Consider the following 14,530-nt stretch of genomic DNA (forward strand, 5'->3'; position numbering starts at 1 on the left):
TACGTTTACGCAAAGGCTGAGTGAGGCCGTGTACCCGCGCGGTGGCTGGAAGCGTGCGGTCATGTACATGCAGTACCGGGTGCGCCGCCTGCCCGACAGTTCCGACAGGATCGCCCGCGGCATCGCGGTGGGCGTCATGGCGACCTTCACGCCGTTCTACGGCATGCATTTCCTGGTGGCGTTCATCCTTGCGCGGATCGTGGGCGGCAACGTGTTTGCCGGGCTTGCGGCGACCTTCGTGGGCAACCCGATCACCTTCCCGTTCATCGGTTTCCTGTGCATGAAGCTGGGCCATCTTCTGATGGGCACCAAGTTCGACAAGGAAGCGCAGCGCACGTTCATGCATTCCTTCGTCGATGCGTGGCACGATCTGAAGGAAAACATCTGGGCGCTGTTTTCCGGCGGGACGTATGACTGGCACGGTTTCCTCGAGTTCTATCACGAGGTGTTCCTGCCCTACCTCGTGGGCGGAATCCTTCCCGGCCTGTTCTTCGGTGTACTGGCCTATTTCTGCACCGAACCGCTGGTGCGGGCCTACCAGAACCGCCGGCGGATGATCATCCGGTCGAAATTCGACGCGATCAAGGCGCGGGCCGCCATCGGATCGGTCGCCGGTCCCGGCGGGTTGGGCCGGCGCGGGGATCGTGGCAAGGAACAAGTATGACGACATCGAGCGATACGCAGCGTTTGCGGCTGGGCGTGAACATCGACCACGTGGCCACCGTTCGGAACGCGCGCGGCGGCGCCACGCCGGACCCTCTGCGCGCCGCGAAGATGGCGGAAGAGGCCGGCGCCGACGGGATCACCGCCCATCTGCGGGAAGACCGACGCCATATTTCCGACGCCGATATCGACGGGCTGGCCGCAGCGCTGACCGTGCCGTTGAATTTCGAGATGGCCGCGACCGACGAGATGCAGGCCATCGCGCTGCGTCACAGGCCCCATGCCGTTTGCATCGTGCCCGAACGGCGCGAGGAACGGACGACCGAAGGCGGGCTCGACGTCGCGCGCGACGAAAACCGCCTGGCCCATTTCATCGCCCCCCTGCGCAAGGCGGGTTGCCGGGTGTCGATCTTCATCGCCGCCGACCGCCGCCAGATCGACGCGGCCCACCGGACCGGGGCCGAGGTGATCGAGCTTCATACCGGCGCCTATTGCGATGCCCATGCCGAAGGCCGCGTCGACGACCGTGACCGCGAACTGGCCGCGCTTCGCGACATGGCGGCCCATGCCCATGCGCTGGGGCTCGAGGTCCACGCCGGCCACGGCCTGACCTACGACACCGTCGCACCGGTCGCCGCCATGCCCGAGGTGCGGGAACTCAACATCGGCCATTTCCTGATAGGCGAGGCGATCTTCATGGGCCTTGCCCCCGCCATCGCCGAAATGCGCCGCCTCATGGAGGGTGCACGCTCATGATCGGTCAGTTCGCGGCTATCGCGGCGGCGTTCTTCATCGTCGCGGTTTCGCCCGGTCCGGCCAACCTTGCCTGTGCGGCCACCGCCATGGCGCACGGGCGCGCGGCCGGGTTGCGATTCGCGTTCGGCCTGTCGCTGGGGCTGGCCCTGTGGGGGCTGTGCGCGGCCACCGGGCTGGGGGCGCTGCTGGCGGCTTCGCAATCCGCGCTGATCGTGATGAAGATTGCGGGCGCGTCCTGCCTGCTCTACCTGGCATGGCTTTCGGCCAGGTCCGCGGCCCGTCCCGCGGCCAAGGCGTCCGCTCCGGTCGCGGCCGGTCGTGCGTTCCGGCGGGGGCTGCTTCTGAACCTGTCCAATCCCAAGGCGGTCCTTGCATGGCTGGCCGCCCTGTCCGTCGGGCTGGGCCCGGATCAGGGACCGGGCGCGGTTTTCGGGGCAACCGGCCTGTGTGCGCTGATCGGCTTGGCGAACTATCTGGGCTGGGCGGTTCTGTTCTCGACCGCCCCGGCGCAGGCTCTGCACACCCGGTTCCGGGCCTGGATCGACGGCGCGGTGGCGGTGCTTTACGCGGGGCTGGGCCTTGGGCTGCTACGATCGGTGATTACCCGCTAGGCGCTGCTGCCGGGCGACACGCTGCCTTCTCAGGCCGGTGCGGACGCGGTAGAAGGACATGACACGCGTCTCTGGGCCCCGTGCCCGGACGCAACCAAACAGGGATGCCCGTCATGCGCCTTCTTGCAGCCATTCTCGCCGCCGGTGTTCTTGCGACGCCCGCCCTTTCCGCCAGCCTTTCGCAATGCGCCGACAGCGCCGCCGGATCGGTGGGCGCGATTGCCGAGCCTCTGGGCAACAACACGCGCACCTACGCCAAGGGTCAGATCCGGGTGGTGCTGATGAACACCGGCGGCGAACCCGCGTGCTGCGCCGCGCATATCGCGGTGATCCACCCCGATACGGACGGGTATTCGCTGTGCACGCTGGTGTCGGACAGGATCGGCCCCGAAGGCTGGATGTCGGTCGGTTTCGGCGGCAAGACGACCTATGACGCGGCCACCGGTCTGACGATCCCGTTCAAGGTGAAGCGCTATGTCGACGGCAGCGGGTCGGAAACGGCCGAGACGCTGGAGCTTCTGGTGAATCAGTCCACCGGGGAAGTGACGGTCAAGTGACGGGCCGGCGATGATCCTTGGCATCGGCACCGACCTTGCCAATATCGAACGCATTCAGGGCACGCTCGACCGGTTTGGCGACCGGTTCCGCAACCGTGTGTTTACCGATATCGAACAGCGCAAGGCGGAACGGCGGCACGATACCGCCGGAACCTACGCCAAGCGGTGGGCCGCGAAGGAGGCGTGTTCCAAGGCCTTGGGCACCGGCCTGCGCATGGGGATCGCCTGGAAGGACATGGCGGTCACGAACCTGCGCACCGGGCAACCTGTGATGCACGTGACCGGCTGGGCCGCCGAACGCCTGGCGGAAATGACGCCCGCGGGGCACGAGGCCATCATCCACGTCACCCTGACCGACGATCACCCCTGGGCGCAGGCCTTCGTGGTGATCGAAGCGCGTCCCTTGACGGGCGGTTGACGCCCTCCACGGCTTGACACCCAACCCGCCCCCCCGCATGTACGGGCGTGGGCCGGTCCTGGCCCGACGCTGGACAGACCCGGAGACCCAGATGGACGAAGAAGCCCCCCGCAATCCCATTTGGGAAACGGTCAAGACCATCGTCTATGCGCTTCTGATCGCGGGGATATTCCGGACCTTCCTGTTTCAGCCGTTCTGGATCCCGTCGGGTTCGATGAAGCCCACGCTGCTGATCGGCGATTTCCTGTTCGTCAACAAGATGGCCTACGGCTACTCCTATGCGTCGTGCCCGTCGGTCACGATCCCCTTCGTCGGACTTTCCGTCGATGCCGAGGACATGTGCGGCTTCCTGCAGGGCGACAACACCCGCCTGTTCGGGGGCGAGCCCGAGCGCGGCGATGTCGTCGTCTTCCGCCATCCCGTGTCGGGCCGCGATTTCATCAAGCGGCTGATCGGGCTACCGGGCGACCGGGTGCAGGTGATCGACGGTGTGCTCCAGATCAACGGCACCCCGGTCGAGCTGGAGCCCGTGGGCGACTATGTCGAGGTGAACGAACCGCAGGGTCCGCAAGGCATCCCGCCGCGCTGTTCGAACGCGCCGGTGCCTCCGGGCGGCGATTGCATCAAGCAGGAATTCATCGAAACCCTGCCCAATGGTGTGGACCACGAGATCCTGGAAATCGGCCCGCAATCCTCGGACAACACGCCGGTCTTCCTTGTGCCCGATGGCCATTTCTTCTTCATGGGCGACAACCGCGACAACTCCTCGGACAGCCGCTTCCGGCAGATCTCGGGCGGGGTCGGGTTCGTGCCCTATGAAAACCTCGTCGGGCGGGCCGACCGGATCATGTTCTCGTCCGCGGGCCGGTCTATCCTGTTCTTCTGGACCTGGCGGTCGGATCGGTACTTCAAGAGGATCGATTGAAGATCTCGGCGGATGTGAAGGCCTTCGAGGCACGGATCGGGCATCATTTCGACCGTCCGGAGCTTCTGCTCCGCGCGCTCACCCATGGCTCGGCCTCGACGCCTGCGCGGGGTGACAACCAGCGGCTGGAATTCCTGGGCGACCGGGTTCTGGGCCTCGTGATGGCCGAAACCCTGCTGGAGCAGGACACCGGCGCGGCCGAAGGCCAGCTGGCCCCGCGCTTCAACGCGCTGGTCCGCAAGGAAGCCTGCGCCGAAGTCGCGCGCGAGATCGACCTGGGCGCGGTGCTGAAACTGGGCCGGTCGGAAATGCTGTCCGGGGGGCGCCGCAAGCAGGCGCTGCTGGGCGACGCGATGGAGGCGGTGATCGCCGCCGTCTACGAGGACGCGGGGCTCGATGTCGCCAAGGACATGATCCTGCGGCTCTGGGGCGATCGCGTGTCGAACGTGGCGGAAGATGCCCGCGATCCAAAGACGGCGCTGCAGGAATGGGCGCAGGCGCGGGGCGAGAAACCGCCAAGTTACACCGAAACGGCCCGCTCGGGGCCGGACCATGCACCCGTGTTCACGATTGCGGTGCGTCTCGAAGACGGCGAAGCTGCCGAAGCCAGTGCCTCGACCAAGCGTCAGGCGGAACAGGAGGCGGCGAGGGCTCTGCTCTCCCGCGTGGAGGGACGCACATGACCGAAGCTACCACACGGGCCGGCTTCGTCGCCCTGATCGGAGAGCCCAACGCGGGCAAGTCCACGCTGCTGAACGCCATGGTGGGCAGCAAGGTCTCCATCGTCACCCACAAGGTGCAGACCACCCGCGCCCGGATCCGGGGCGTCGCGATGGAAGGGCAGGCGCAGATCGTTTTCGTCGACACGCCGGGCCTGTTCCAGCCGCGCCGCAGGCTCGACCGTGCGATGGTCGCCGCGGCCTGGGGCGGGGCATCGGATGCCGACGTGGTCGTCCTGATGATCGAAGCGCATCGCGGCGTTACCGAAGGCGTGAAGCGCATTCTGAAGACCCTGGCCGAGATCGGATCGCACCGCCCCGTTGCGCTGGCGATCAACAAGATCGACCGGGTCGAGGCGCCGACACTGCTGGGCCTGACGAAAGAACTGAACGCGGCCTTCGATTTCGCCGAGACCTTCATGATCTCGGCCGAGAAGGGCTACGGCGTGGCCGACCTGCGCGCATGGCTGGCAGGAACGCTGCCCGAGGGCCCTTGGCTTTATCCCGAAGACCAGATCGCCGACCTTCCCATGCGCATGATCGCGGCCGAGATCACGCGCGAGAAGCTGACGCTCCGGCTCCACCAGGAACTGCCCTACCAGCTGACCGTTGAGACGGAAGCCTGGGAGGAACGCAAGGACGGCTCCGCCCGCATCGACCAGATCGTCTATGTCATGCGTGACGGCCACAAGGGCATCGTGCTGGGCAACAAGGGCGAGACGATCAAGACCGTGGGCAAGCTCGCCCGGGTGGAACTGGAAGAGATAATGGGCCGCCGCGTGCACCTGTTCCTGCAGGTCAAGGTGCGGCCCAACTGGCTCGAGGAATCCGAGCGCTACGACCAGATGGGGCTCGACTTCAAGGACGGCAATTCTTGAGCCGACTGACGGCAGAATTTTGGGTGCAGGCCTATCTGACGCGGCTGCGCCTGCAGGAGATCCCGGCTTTCGTCGTGGCCCACGGCGATGACACGGCCGGTGCGGTGCTGGTGAAGCTCAACACGCTCGACGGTCAGGCCGTGGCCTTCCAGCGCAGCTTCGACCTTGCGTCGGGAGACCGGGTGTGGGTCGAACTCGCCGCCGGTGACGAACGCGATGTCGACGCCTCCATCGTCCGCCAGCGGGAATTCGACCGCGATCTGTGGGTGATCGAGGTGGAAGACCGCAAGGGCCGCCACCTTCTGGACGAACCGGGCCTGTCCTAGGACCGGGCCGGGGGCTCTGTCCCCGCGGCGCCCTGCGGCGCGACTCCCCCGGACTATTTCTGCCAAGAAAGAAAGACGCGCGCGCGCCGGACTTCTTTGGTCTTCAAACACCTCGGGGGTTAGGGGGCAGAGCCCCCGGATCCGGACAGGAAAAACCTGCGCGATCCCGCGCCATTGTGGGATCTCGGATTGCGCCCCGATTGCGGATCGGCTAGGGATTGCACCCGTTCGCCATGGCATCTTTCAGGTGCCATCGGGGACGCCCACCAGATGCAGGCCACGATCCGTGGCGTGCAGGGTTTGCCGGTATAGCTCAGCTGGTAGAGCACGTGATTTGTAATCTCGGGGTCGGGGGTTCAAGTCCTCCTGCCGGCACCATTCCAATTCGTCATTTGTCGCTCCATATCAGTAGAATAAGGACAAACCCGGTTATATTCTAGGTATCCGGTGACAGGTGCCCATCATTTTCGGCGCTGTTTTGCCATAGTGTTCCCCAGATTCTCCCCGGGGCGTTCCCCACGATGGCCTCTATCCAGAAGACCGACACCGGCAAGTATCGCGACCAAGTCTACCGCGCGGGCAAGCGAAAGTCGAAAATCTGCGATTCCAAATCTGAAGCGAAGCGATAGGCGGCGCGCGTCGAGTATGAGCTCGATCATGCCGATGAGATCAATTCGCGCATGTCGTTCGACGATCTGTTGGACCGGTACGGACGTGAGGTGTCGTCGAAGAAGAAAGGCGCCCGGCCGGAGATCATCCGGCTGGAGCGTATCAGGCGCGACAGGCTTGGCAGCGTTGCCTTGGGGATCTGACGGAGACTTCGCGGACTGGCGTGACCGCCGGCTGCAGGAGATCACAACCGGATCGGTGCGGCGCGAGGTGGTGCAGATCAGTTCGGCCCTGACGTTGGCCCGGCTCGAATGGGGGCTTCTGTCCCGCAATCCCTTGGAAGGTCTGAAGTGGCCGAAGGATTCGGCGCCACGTGTTCGACTGCCGACAGCGGATGAAATCGAGGCTCTGCGGATCATCGCCGGCGAGGACCTGCATGGTGCCTCCTGGCCGGATCAGACGGTCGTGATGTTGATGCCGAACCGCGCGGCCAGCTCGTTTTCGTAGGACGCTGCCTCGCCCTCCGCGCCGTCTGCCATTGCGTCCATGTATTCAAGTTCGGTGAAAACGCCCTTGGCGATCAGCAGTCGCGCGAGGCCGCCCATGTCAGATTTCGACATATCGAGACCGATGCGAAGATGCTTCGGGGTGCGGTTCTCGTGCTCAGGAAAGGCCCAAATCGCCGTCTGGACACGATGAGCAGCACGTTCATAGCGCTCTTTCGCGCGCACCATTTTTTCTTGGTCTGACATAGTAGATCCCCCCCGGGCTAAGTGGACTTTGGTGGCGGGGGCAGCATCGGCCTGTCCCCGCCGGTGATTGCGTCGATCGCGCGCCGGCCATCCGGCAGGGCGACGTGCGGCAGGAACGCCGCGTCGGTATCGAGGAAGCCTGCGGCCATCATCGCGGCTTGCGCCTTGATCGAGTCGGCCAGGATCGCCCAGTATGCGCGCTCGGGGGGCGCACCAGTTGGTCAGGAACTCATGCCATGTTCCAAGCGCGCCTGGGGCGATGATTTCCACCACGTTCCAGATCTCGGATCCGTCATTGTAGATCGGCGTTGCGGTGAGCCCGAGGCGGTTCTCGACTGTGGCGCAGATCGAATGCGCGGTGACCCCTTTCGACGTGTTCCGCCCGTGGCGAAGCTCCTGGACCTCGTCGAATATGACGGTTTTGATGCCCAGCGGTTCGAACATGTCGACCCATGCCGCGATGTTCGAATACCGGAAGACGTAAATGTCGGCAGCCGGAAGATCCCGGGCGTTGCGGTCCTTGATTTCGACGGCGCGAAGATGCGTGAAGCGCTCAATGTACTGAACGACCCACTGCGCCGACAGGTGCGGCTGCACGACGACGGCCGCGGGCAATCCCCAGCTGTCCGAAATGGAGGCGAGTGCCGAGACAGTCTTGCCGAGCCCCACGTCGTCCAGAAGCAGGAGCCGCCCCGTCGCCCGGAACAGGTCCGCGGCACGGCTCTGGTAGGGCATCGGTGCCTCTCCGCGCCGTTGCCCAACATTTGCCCGGGGTCGAGACGCTTGCCGAGCGCCTCCGCGGAGCGCGCCAGGTCGAACCGGCGCCCGCGACCTTCCCCGCTGTAGCACCCGTCGAGCTCGGGGCAGCGTCTTCGGCGACGCCGTGGTCGCCACCGCAATCCTTGACCGCCTGCTCCACTACAGCCACGTCGTCACCGTTCGGGGCGACAGCCGCATCAAACCAAAAACGTATCAACCTAAAGGAAGGCCAGTTCCGAATGTCGCTGGACAGCGTTGAAAGACAAGGGGAGCATGCCCTGCATCCCCGGAAGGAAGTCTCGCGGCAACCCCATCAAGCACGACAAGCGCCGCTACAAACGACGCAACCGGATCGAAATCATGTTCGGCCGCCTGAAGGACTGGCGACGCGTCACAACGCGATACGACAGGCACCCGAAGGTCTTCCTCTCCGCCATAGCCCTCGCCGCAACCGTCATGTTCTGGCTATGAAGCGAGAACGAGCCCTGACCCTACGGCGAAAGCGATGCCCTCCTGCTGCAGGAGCAGGTCGCGCGGGCCATGCTCTGCAAAGGGATCACGCTGGGCCGGATGGCCTCGATCCGCGCGAGCAATTCCGACTTTCAGCTATCTGAATTCCATCTTCTGTACATCGGGCCTTTCTGTAGCAGGCAATTCGCCCGGGCGCGTGACAGGCATGCCACCCGGACGAGTTGGACATCGCGAATGGTCATCGTGTCTTCGGCGGGAGAGATACGCTCAATGCGTTGGGCGCCCGCTCGATCCGGGGACTGGGGCCCTCGGACAGGTCTTCGAAATAGAAGGGCTGAATGAACCATTCCTCCGCGAACTCGGTATAGCTTATCTCGACCGAGACGACGGCCGGAGTTGTCGGGAACTGTGGCATGTCCGCGATCGCGGTCAGCTTGATCAATCCGGCGGAGCCCGTGGGGGCCATCTCCGTCAGGTCGCCCTGCGCCAAGGTAACCGCTTCGCCGTTCACCGTCAGCCTCGTCGCGGCGAGAAGGGCGTCCATGAAGGCTGCCGTCTCCGGGACCGTCACGATGCCGTCTCCATCGCTATCAAGATGCGCGAGGATATGACCGGCCTGCTCGGCAGGCGGCGCGATTGTCCAGGTCAGTTCCGCCTTATCGCGACCAAGCGACAGGTTGAGCTGCTGATCGACGGTCCCGTGGGGATGTGCGGCGGCGAGGCCCGGCAGAAGCGCTGCCGTGATCAGGAGGCATCTCATCATTCGGCACCGACCCACGCGCTGCCGTAATCGTTCGTTGGGTCACGGTACATGTTGTGCGTGTGCTCGGTCCCATCGCTCCCCATGCTCTGCGGGGAGTATTCAAGCACGATCGTCGGGCCGACCACGCGAAGGTAGGCGGCCCCGAAGGGCTCTTGAGGCCCCCACCACCCGAATGTTGTCTGGTCCAAGGTTTCGCGGACTTTGTCCATCACGGCACCGGCGTCGCGGTCGTTGAGCTGGCCGATCCGTGCCTCGATGACGGCCAAAAGCGCCTCCTGCTGGGCATCGGAGAGGTCCGCGCCCGAGATGCCTTCAGGTGCGATGGTGGTCCCGTGCGCTCCTGGGCCGAGTAGGAGCTGGGCCGGCTGATCGCTCACAATGGCGGAGGCGCGCTGGTCCTCATCGAGTGTGGCGAGGAAATCCCGGGACGCCTGGACCTCCTCCCGAGTGATGTAGACGGTTTCGCCATCGTAATCGACGGTCAACGGCTGCCCGCCTGTCAGCATGGGCGAAAACGAAGCTTGGCCGCCTGCAAAGGTCGCGTTGATGGCGAGGTGGTGGCCGCCATATTGCAGCATCCACGGCGCGTTGGTCTCGGGCTGCCCGAGGATCGATGCGTAATAGAGGTCTTCCCCAAACTCGAGCGTGTCGCCGTTGCCGATGGGGCCGCCGTCGGTCAGCTGGCCGTCAGCGTGGCGCTGCAATGTCTCGTTGCGGACGCCGTCGGCGCTCAGAACCTGAGCCAACAAAGAGTCGAGAGCGGCGCGTTGATCTTCGCTCATATCCTCTCGGCTCAACCCCGCACGCGGGGAAAGGCTGTCTGGCAGGTTCGACCAGCGCGCGCGCTGGGTGTTGTCGTCGAAGGCGAACATCACCGACTCTCGCTGGTGCGCATCGAGCGTGTCCAGAAAATCCTGCGCGGCCGCCACGATGGCCTCGGCGGTGGCGTTTGCAGATGCCAGCTCCGCCACGTCGGCCAGGGGCAGCGCGACCGTTTCGCCGGCGGGTGGTTCAATAGGCTGGGCGCTGGCGGTCACGGCCGAGATGGCCAGTGCGCCGGCCAAGGCGGAAGCGGTTAGATACAGTTTTCGGTTCATTTCTGGTTTCCGGATGTCGGTATGAAAGTAGAGCGGCAGAGTGCCGTCCGCAATGAGAACAAGGCATCAGGCGCGGATGCGGCCTGATGTCATGCGGGCCAGCGTGGCATCGTGATCGATGAAATGGTGCTTCAGCGCCGCTCCGATATGGAGTGCCAGCATAGCCAAAACCGCGAAGGGAAGTTGCGTGTGAACGGCTTCGGCGGCGGTCTCGAGCCAGCCGATCTCGCCCAGCGATGGCAGCAGGGTCACGCCCCATATGCTCAGCGCTCGGCCCGCGGATACGGTCATCAGGATTCCCGAAAGCGGCATCGCGAGGATCGCGGCGAGCAGCCCAACATGGACCGCTTTCGACGCGGCGATTTGCCAGGCGTGTGTTTCCGAGGCGGGCGGCGGGAAGCCTTTCGCAATGCGCCAGCCGACACGCCAGAGGCCGTAGGCGATGGTCGCGACGCCCAGTGCCTTGTGCCAGCCCATCAGCGCGCCGACGCTTTCGCGCGGCAATCCACCATAGGCCATGACGAGGCCAAGGCCGAGTGCGCCGATGAACAGGGTGGCAGTGAGCCAATGGTTGAAACGGGAGACGCAACCGTAGGAACTGGGCGCTCTTCGGCGGGACGGAGAGGAAGTGAGGGTCATTGGTATGCATCCTTAACAGAGTTTTATCTTTCTGGAAAGATATATGGGTGCTGTATATCTTTCTTGCAAGATAAATTCTGCTCGCTACCATGGCGGACATGAAAACGGATGCCTTAGACAAGATCTCGGAGATGCTGGCGCTCCAGCGAGAGAACTGGCCTGGCATGGCCGCGGAGCATGCGGGCGTGAACATAGCGGTCCAACGGCTTTCGCGATTGCTCGAGCGTGCGGCGCATGTGGGGCTGGGGCCATTCAAACTGAGCCTGACGGAGTTCGAACTGCTGTGCGCGCTGCGCTCTCAGCCCCCGCCGCACCGTCTGACGCCCTCTTCGCTTTATGACGCGATGCTGATCTCCTCGGGTGGGCTGACGAAGGTGCTTGGCAAGCTCGAGGAGCGCGACCTGATCACGCGTCCGGTCAGCACCGGCGACCGGCGCTCGCGGCCCGTCGCCTTGACCGCATTGGGCGCCGACCTGGTCGAGCGCGCGATGGCGGCCGTGCAGCGCGTCGAGCGCCCCATGATGACCGCCATGGCCGACGCTCTGGGTGAAGGGGCCAGCCCAACCGACGTGCTGGTGTCGTTGGCGCTCAGTGCCGAGGTCGCCGGACTGGACGAGACGGACTGATCCGCCTCGCGTGCGCGGCACGATACTATCCGCGCCAGTCGGGCTCCTCCCGGTCGAGCGTCGATTTGAGGTAATCGAAATGGCGCACGCCCATGCCCCGGTAGGCGCGCCACCCTTCGGCAGTGTTCATGGCGATGGCATCGTCCAGGATCGAAATCGGCTGCCCGGTCGAACGGGCCAGGATCAAGGTCTGTGCCGCCTTCTCGAAGAAGTAGAGGTCCTCGAACGCATTCGCCACGCTTTCGCCAGTGATGGTGACTCCGTGATTGCCCATGACCAGAACGGATTTGTCACCGAGTGCCTTGACCAGATGCGCACCTTCCGCTTCGCTGTCGGAGATGCCTCCAAACTCCAGATCGTAGCCCACACGCCCAAAGAACCGCGCAGTATTGTTGTCGATGGGAAGGAGGGTCGGATTCTTGAGGCACGCAAGCGCCGTGGCGTAGGGCGAATGACAGTGCAGCACCACACGCGCCTGCGGCGCCTCGCGGTGCAGCGTGCCATGAACGGCCCAGGCAGACCGATCCGGCGCGTCGGGTCCGTCCATGTCCGGCGGCGCGTCGACGTCCAGTTCGAGCAGATCTCCTGGTTTGATCGTCGCGAAATGCTGCCAACGGCGGTTCAGCAGGAAGCGGCGACCATCGTCGGAGATGGCCGCGCTAAAATGGTTGCCCACGGATTCCGACCAACCGAAACGGTGGCACAGTCGGAACGCCGCGGCGAGGTCCTGCCGCAGAGCGGGAGGATTGGTGACGGGCTCGGGACGATTGGTCATGTGCATCACTTGAACCGTCCTTCGGTCACGAGGGCGCGGTAGGTGGAGCGCATTTCGGCGCGGTCGGTGTAGCAACCCCGGATGTAGCGATCGCCGCTCGAAGCGGTATAACCCGCCCTGCCATGTACGATGCGGTGATTGTCGAACACGATGCACTCGCCGGCCTGCAGGGTGAAGCGCATGATGTACTTGTCGTCTTGAAGACGCTTACCAAAGCGGCAGAAGGCGGGATACCAATGATCGAGGAACTTCTGGGGCAGATCCATGATGTCCAGCATGTGCTGGCTGAAAGTCAGGCCCGACACTTCGCCGTGCTGGTCCAGTTCGATGATCCGCTGCCACGAGCGCATATCGTAATCGTCATGCTCGCAGAAGAACGGCACGTCGGTCTCGGCCAGAAGGCGGAAACCCTCGGGATCGATTTCACGGAAATCATTGGCCGCCGCCACGCCGTCGCCAAAGAGATTTCGGCCCCCTTCCACGGTATTGGAACGCATGTGCAGAAGCTGGATGCCCGGGGCATGTTCTTCGGCCGGTGTGTCGGTGTGCAACTCAAGCGCCGAGGCCGTGTAGGCAGTGTTCGTCGGGTTGATGTGGGTCTTCACGTCGAAATAATCGCCGAAGAAGGTAGGCCTCACCTGTCCCATCACCCGGGCCAGTTCGGTCAGGCCTTCGTCGCTATCGGGCATGTCAGTAATGACGGCCACGCCTTCGACGATCATCGCCTCGAGCCATTCGCGTCGCTTGGCGGCATCCGAGGTCACCTGGGTATGGGTGAAGCGGGCCACATCGGGATAGTGGTCGCCGTACCACGGCCGGCGCGGCAGGTCGGCAGGATCGGGGCGGCGCGTCCCGTCGGCATAGGCGTCAAGCCAGGCCAGCGGCATCCGCGTGATATGATCCTCTTTGGCCCAGTCGATGACGAGCGCATCACCCTCGACGCTGGCACTCTTCGCCGCCGGGGCCTCTGCCAGGTGGAAGATGTCGAAGCTGCGCTCGCGCGTGTCGGCGTTGAAGCTGGTGGGGTCGTTGTCCCGCAACCAATAGTAATTGAAATAGGTACTCCGGTTCGAAATGGGCACTGTTAAGCCCTTCTCCCCCAAGGAAATTGCCGCTTCTGTCGTTTTGGTCATCACGTTCATCGGAGGCTCCGGTGGCAGGTCGTTGAATTCGGCTCGACCATCAACCTCTTGGACCTTGGGAAAAAGGCGGATATCTCTGACCCTAAGTTAAGCTGGGAGTTTACATGGAGCGCCTGCCGCAGCTTCGCCTCCTGACCACGTTCGACACCGTGCACCCAGGCGCTGAAGACGCTGGAGGCGGAGATCGGCGTATCCCTGTTCGACCGCAGCGCCAAGCCTGCCCGGCCGACGGAGGCGGGGGATCGATTGGCACGCGCAACGCGAGCGGGACTGGGTCAGATAGCTTCCGCCATCGAGGATATCCGTGCCAGTGCCAGTGCGGCCGAGCGCCAAGTCACGATTTCCTGCACCATCGGGATGGCAACCTACTGGCTGATGCCGCGGCTTTCCGGATTCTACGCGCGCTTCCCGGATGCAATGGTCAGCGTTCAGACGCCGCCATCGGATATGCCCGCCTTTTCCGCCGGGATCGACATCGCCCTGCGCTATGGACCAAGGCCCTGGGACGACGGCGAAACCGTGAAGCTCTTCGACGAGCGCGCGTTCCCCGTCGGCCGGCCAGACCGGATCGCAACGCTCGAAGGAGCGCTCGGTACGCTTCGGTCGGTCCCGCTGATTCATGTGACAACGCCGAAGGCCAGCCACTGGCCGGAATGGCGCGACTACCTCGAGGCGAAGGGCATCGGCGCGGCGGACAGGCAACGGCAGACCTTCGACAACTATGTCCAGGCGACGCAAGCGGCACTTGATGGCTATGGCATCATGCTTGGCTGGCGATCAATACACGAAGCCATGCTGGCCGAAAGCCGGCTCGCGGCGCTTCCGAATGGCGACCACGACTTCGGAACGTCCTACTGGGCGACGGCGGTGCGGAACAGATCGCAGAATATGCTGGTCAGCGGCTTTCTCGACTGGGTCAGCCAGGCCGGCGAAGACTTCGATCGAAACGGCAACGCCGTGGCGTGATGACCTTGCCCGGCATGACCTGGCCGGAGCCGAGCGCGAGGAAGAACGCAGCCGGCAAGCACACGTACAGCAGATAGG

Annotated in this window: 20 protein-coding genes, 1 tRNA gene and 1 pseudogene; 16 read left to right on the plus strand and 6 right to left on the minus strand. The window is 64.3% G+C overall.

Going from position 1 to position 14,530, the window contains the following annotated elements:
* Positions 1–61 precede the first annotated feature (61 nt).
* The 12 genes from D4754_RS16375 (at position 62) to D4754_RS16425 (ending at position 6,969) form a co-directional block, all read left to right on the plus strand.
* Positions 62–664, plus strand: a complete 603-nt coding sequence (locus D4754_RS16375; RefSeq protein ID WP_240453916.1) for a DUF2062 domain-containing protein — start codon at positions 62–64, stop codon at positions 662–664.
* Positions 661–1,419: a pyridoxine 5'-phosphate synthase gene (locus tag D4754_RS16380; protein WP_121065645.1), complete on the plus strand. Its 759-nt coding sequence runs from the start codon at positions 661–663 to the stop codon at positions 1,417–1,419. The genes D4754_RS16375 and D4754_RS16380 overlap by 4 nt, the downstream gene beginning before the upstream one ends.
* Complete coding sequence (locus D4754_RS16385) at positions 1,416–2,030, plus strand: LysE family translocator (RefSeq protein WP_121065648.1); 615 nt, start codon at positions 1,416–1,418, stop codon at positions 2,028–2,030. The genes D4754_RS16380 and D4754_RS16385 overlap by 4 nt, the downstream gene beginning before the upstream one ends.
* A 113-nt stretch (positions 2,031–2,143) precedes the next feature.
* Entirely contained in the window at positions 2,144–2,587 is a 444-nt protein-coding gene (locus D4754_RS16390; protein ID WP_121065651.1) for a hypothetical protein, read from the plus strand.
* A 10-nt stretch (positions 2,588–2,597) separates the two neighbouring features.
* Complete coding sequence (gene acpS, locus D4754_RS16395; protein WP_121065655.1) at positions 2,598–3,005, plus strand: holo-ACP synthase; 408 nt, start codon at positions 2,598–2,600, stop codon at positions 3,003–3,005.
* Between the two features lie 91 nt (positions 3,006–3,096).
* The gene (lepB, locus tag D4754_RS16400) at positions 3,097–3,930 is read left to right on the plus strand and encodes a signal peptidase I (protein WP_121065659.1); all 834 of its coding nucleotides are present in this window, start codon (positions 3,097–3,099) and stop codon (positions 3,928–3,930) included.
* Complete coding sequence (gene rnc / locus D4754_RS16405) at positions 3,927–4,613, plus strand: ribonuclease III (protein WP_121065662.1); 687 nt, start codon at positions 3,927–3,929, stop codon at positions 4,611–4,613. The genes lepB and rnc overlap by 4 nt, the downstream gene beginning before the upstream one ends.
* A complete protein-coding gene (gene era, locus D4754_RS16410) occupies positions 4,610–5,527 on the plus strand; it encodes a GTPase Era (protein ID WP_121065665.1) in 918 nt (305 codons plus the stop codon). The genes rnc and era overlap by 4 nt, the downstream gene beginning before the upstream one ends.
* Positions 5,524–5,853: a DUF1491 family protein gene (locus D4754_RS16415; RefSeq protein WP_121065668.1), complete on the plus strand. Its 330-nt coding sequence runs from the start codon at positions 5,524–5,526 to the stop codon at positions 5,851–5,853. The genes era and D4754_RS16415 overlap by 4 nt, the downstream gene beginning before the upstream one ends.
* Positions 5,854–6,155: 302 nt before the next feature.
* Positions 6,156–6,231: transfer RNA gene (locus tag D4754_RS16420), tRNA-Thr, on the plus strand.
* Between the two features lie 302 nt (positions 6,232–6,533).
* On the plus strand, positions 6,534–6,665 hold the full coding sequence (locus tag D4754_RS24575) for a hypothetical protein (RefSeq protein ID WP_276208631.1): 132 nt from the start codon (positions 6,534–6,536) through the stop codon (positions 6,663–6,665).
* A complete protein-coding gene (locus D4754_RS16425; RefSeq protein WP_163025945.1) occupies positions 6,640–6,969 on the plus strand; it encodes a hypothetical protein in 330 nt (109 codons plus the stop codon). Before D4754_RS24575 ends, D4754_RS16425 begins: the two co-directional genes overlap by 26 nt.
* Here the strand turns inward: D4754_RS16425 and D4754_RS16430 are convergent.
* On the minus strand, positions 6,918–7,949 hold the full coding sequence (locus D4754_RS16430; RefSeq protein ID WP_121065674.1) for an SNF2-related protein: 1,032 nt from the start codon (positions 7,947–7,949) through the stop codon (positions 6,918–6,920). The two genes, D4754_RS16425 and D4754_RS16430, sit on opposite strands and share 52 nt — an antisense overlap.
* Before the next feature lie 148 nt (positions 7,950–8,097).
* Here D4754_RS16430 and D4754_RS24580 point away from each other — a divergent pair, with 148 nt between their 5' ends.
* Both D4754_RS24580 and D4754_RS16435 read left to right on the plus strand, forming a co-directional pair.
* Entirely contained in the window at positions 8,098–8,232 is a 135-nt protein-coding gene (locus tag D4754_RS24580) for an ATP-binding protein (RefSeq protein WP_276208632.1), read from the plus strand.
* Positions 8,226–8,444: pseudogene (locus D4754_RS16435) on the plus strand (transposase); the annotation flags it as partial. The gene D4754_RS24580 and the pseudogene D4754_RS16435, both read left to right, overlap by 7 nt.
* 238 nt (positions 8,445–8,682) lie before the next feature.
* On the opposite strand, the gene D4754_RS16440 reads toward D4754_RS16435, so the two are convergent.
* The 3 genes from D4754_RS16440 to D4754_RS16450 all read right to left on the minus strand — a co-directional run bounded on the left by D4754_RS16440 (position 8,683) and on the right by D4754_RS16450 (position 10,943).
* The gene (locus D4754_RS16440) at positions 8,683–9,207 is read right to left on the minus strand and encodes a hypothetical protein (RefSeq protein ID WP_121065677.1); all 525 of its coding nucleotides are present in this window, start codon (positions 9,205–9,207) and stop codon (positions 8,683–8,685) included.
* On the minus strand, positions 9,204–10,304 hold the full coding sequence (locus D4754_RS16445; RefSeq protein WP_121065681.1) for a DUF3500 domain-containing protein: 1,101 nt from the start codon (positions 10,302–10,304) through the stop codon (positions 9,204–9,206). Before D4754_RS16445 ends, D4754_RS16440 begins: the two co-directional genes overlap by 4 nt.
* A gap of 66 nt (positions 10,305–10,370) precedes the next feature.
* Positions 10,371–10,943, minus strand: a complete 573-nt coding sequence (locus D4754_RS16450) for a cytochrome b (RefSeq protein ID WP_121065684.1) — start codon at positions 10,941–10,943, stop codon at positions 10,371–10,373.
* 89 nt (positions 10,944–11,032) lie between these two features.
* On the opposite strand from D4754_RS16450, the gene D4754_RS16455 reads away from it, so the two are divergent.
* Positions 11,033–11,569, plus strand: a complete 537-nt coding sequence (locus D4754_RS16455) for a MarR family winged helix-turn-helix transcriptional regulator (RefSeq protein WP_121065687.1) — start codon at positions 11,033–11,035, stop codon at positions 11,567–11,569.
* Positions 11,570–11,594: 25 nt separating this feature from the next.
* Here the strand turns inward: D4754_RS16455 and D4754_RS16460 are convergent, their stop codons facing one another.
* Positions 11,595–12,344, minus strand: coding sequence for a class II aldolase/adducin family protein (locus D4754_RS16460; RefSeq protein WP_420837217.1), 750 nt, complete (start codon positions 12,342–12,344; stop codon positions 11,595–11,597).
* A gap of 5 nt (positions 12,345–12,349) precedes the next feature.
* Positions 12,350–13,486 (minus strand): TauD/TfdA family dioxygenase, encoded by a 1,137-nt coding sequence (locus D4754_RS16465; protein WP_121065693.1) that lies wholly within the window; start codon positions 13,484–13,486, stop codon positions 12,350–12,352.
* Between the two features lie 246 nt (positions 13,487–13,732).
* On the opposite strand from D4754_RS16465, the gene D4754_RS16470 reads away from it, so the two are divergent.
* On the plus strand, positions 13,733–14,452 hold the full coding sequence (locus D4754_RS16470) for a LysR substrate-binding domain-containing protein (protein WP_240453917.1): 720 nt from the start codon (positions 13,733–13,735) through the stop codon (positions 14,450–14,452).
* Positions 14,453–14,530 lie beyond the last annotated feature (78 nt).

It is taken from the genome of Chachezhania antarctica (assembly GCF_003646465.1).
Lineage (GTDB): Bacteria > Pseudomonadota > Alphaproteobacteria > Rhodobacterales > Rhodobacteraceae > Chachezhania > Chachezhania antarctica.

Coding starts and splice junctions, on each gene's coding strand:
- D4754_RS16385 (WP_121065648.1), top strand. CDS start 1,416: ATGATCGGTCAGTTCGCGGCTATCGCGGCGGCGTTCTTCATCGTCGCG.
- D4754_RS16450 (WP_121065684.1), bottom strand. CDS start 10,943: ATGACCCTCACTTCCTCTCCGTCCCGCCGAAGAGCGCCCAGTTCCTAC.
- D4754_RS16390 (WP_121065651.1), top strand. CDS start 2,144: ATGCGCCTTCTTGCAGCCATTCTCGCCGCCGGTGTTCTTGCGACGCCC.
- era (WP_121065665.1), top strand. CDS start 4,610: ATGACCGAAGCTACCACACGGGCCGGCTTCGTCGCCCTGATCGGAGAG.
- D4754_RS16455 (WP_121065687.1), top strand. CDS start 11,033: ATGGCGGACATGAAAACGGATGCCTTAGACAAGATCTCGGAGATGCTG.
- D4754_RS16380 (WP_121065645.1), top strand. CDS start 661: ATGACGACATCGAGCGATACGCAGCGTTTGCGGCTGGGCGTGAACATC.
- D4754_RS16375 (WP_240453916.1), top strand. CDS start 62: ATGTACATGCAGTACCGGGTGCGCCGCCTGCCCGACAGTTCCGACAGG.
- lepB (WP_121065659.1), top strand. CDS start 3,097: ATGGACGAAGAAGCCCCCCGCAATCCCATTTGGGAAACGGTCAAGACC.
- D4754_RS16460 (WP_420837217.1), bottom strand. CDS start 12,344: ATGACCAATCGTCCCGAGCCCGTCACCAATCCTCCCGCTCTGCGGCAG.
- D4754_RS16430 (WP_121065674.1), bottom strand. CDS start 7,949: ATGCCCTACCAGAGCCGTGCCGCGGACCTGTTCCGGGCGACGGGGCGG.
- D4754_RS24575 (WP_276208631.1), top strand. CDS start 6,534: ATGTCGTTCGACGATCTGTTGGACCGGTACGGACGTGAGGTGTCGTCG.
- D4754_RS16465 (WP_121065693.1), bottom strand. CDS start 13,486: ATGAACGTGATGACCAAAACGACAGAAGCGGCAATTTCCTTGGGGGAG.
- acpS (WP_121065655.1), top strand. CDS start 2,598: ATGATCCTTGGCATCGGCACCGACCTTGCCAATATCGAACGCATTCAG.
- D4754_RS16440 (WP_121065677.1), bottom strand. CDS start 9,207: ATGATGAGATGCCTCCTGATCACGGCAGCGCTTCTGCCGGGCCTCGCC.
- D4754_RS16445 (WP_121065681.1), bottom strand. CDS start 10,304: ATGAACCGAAAACTGTATCTAACCGCTTCCGCCTTGGCCGGCGCACTG.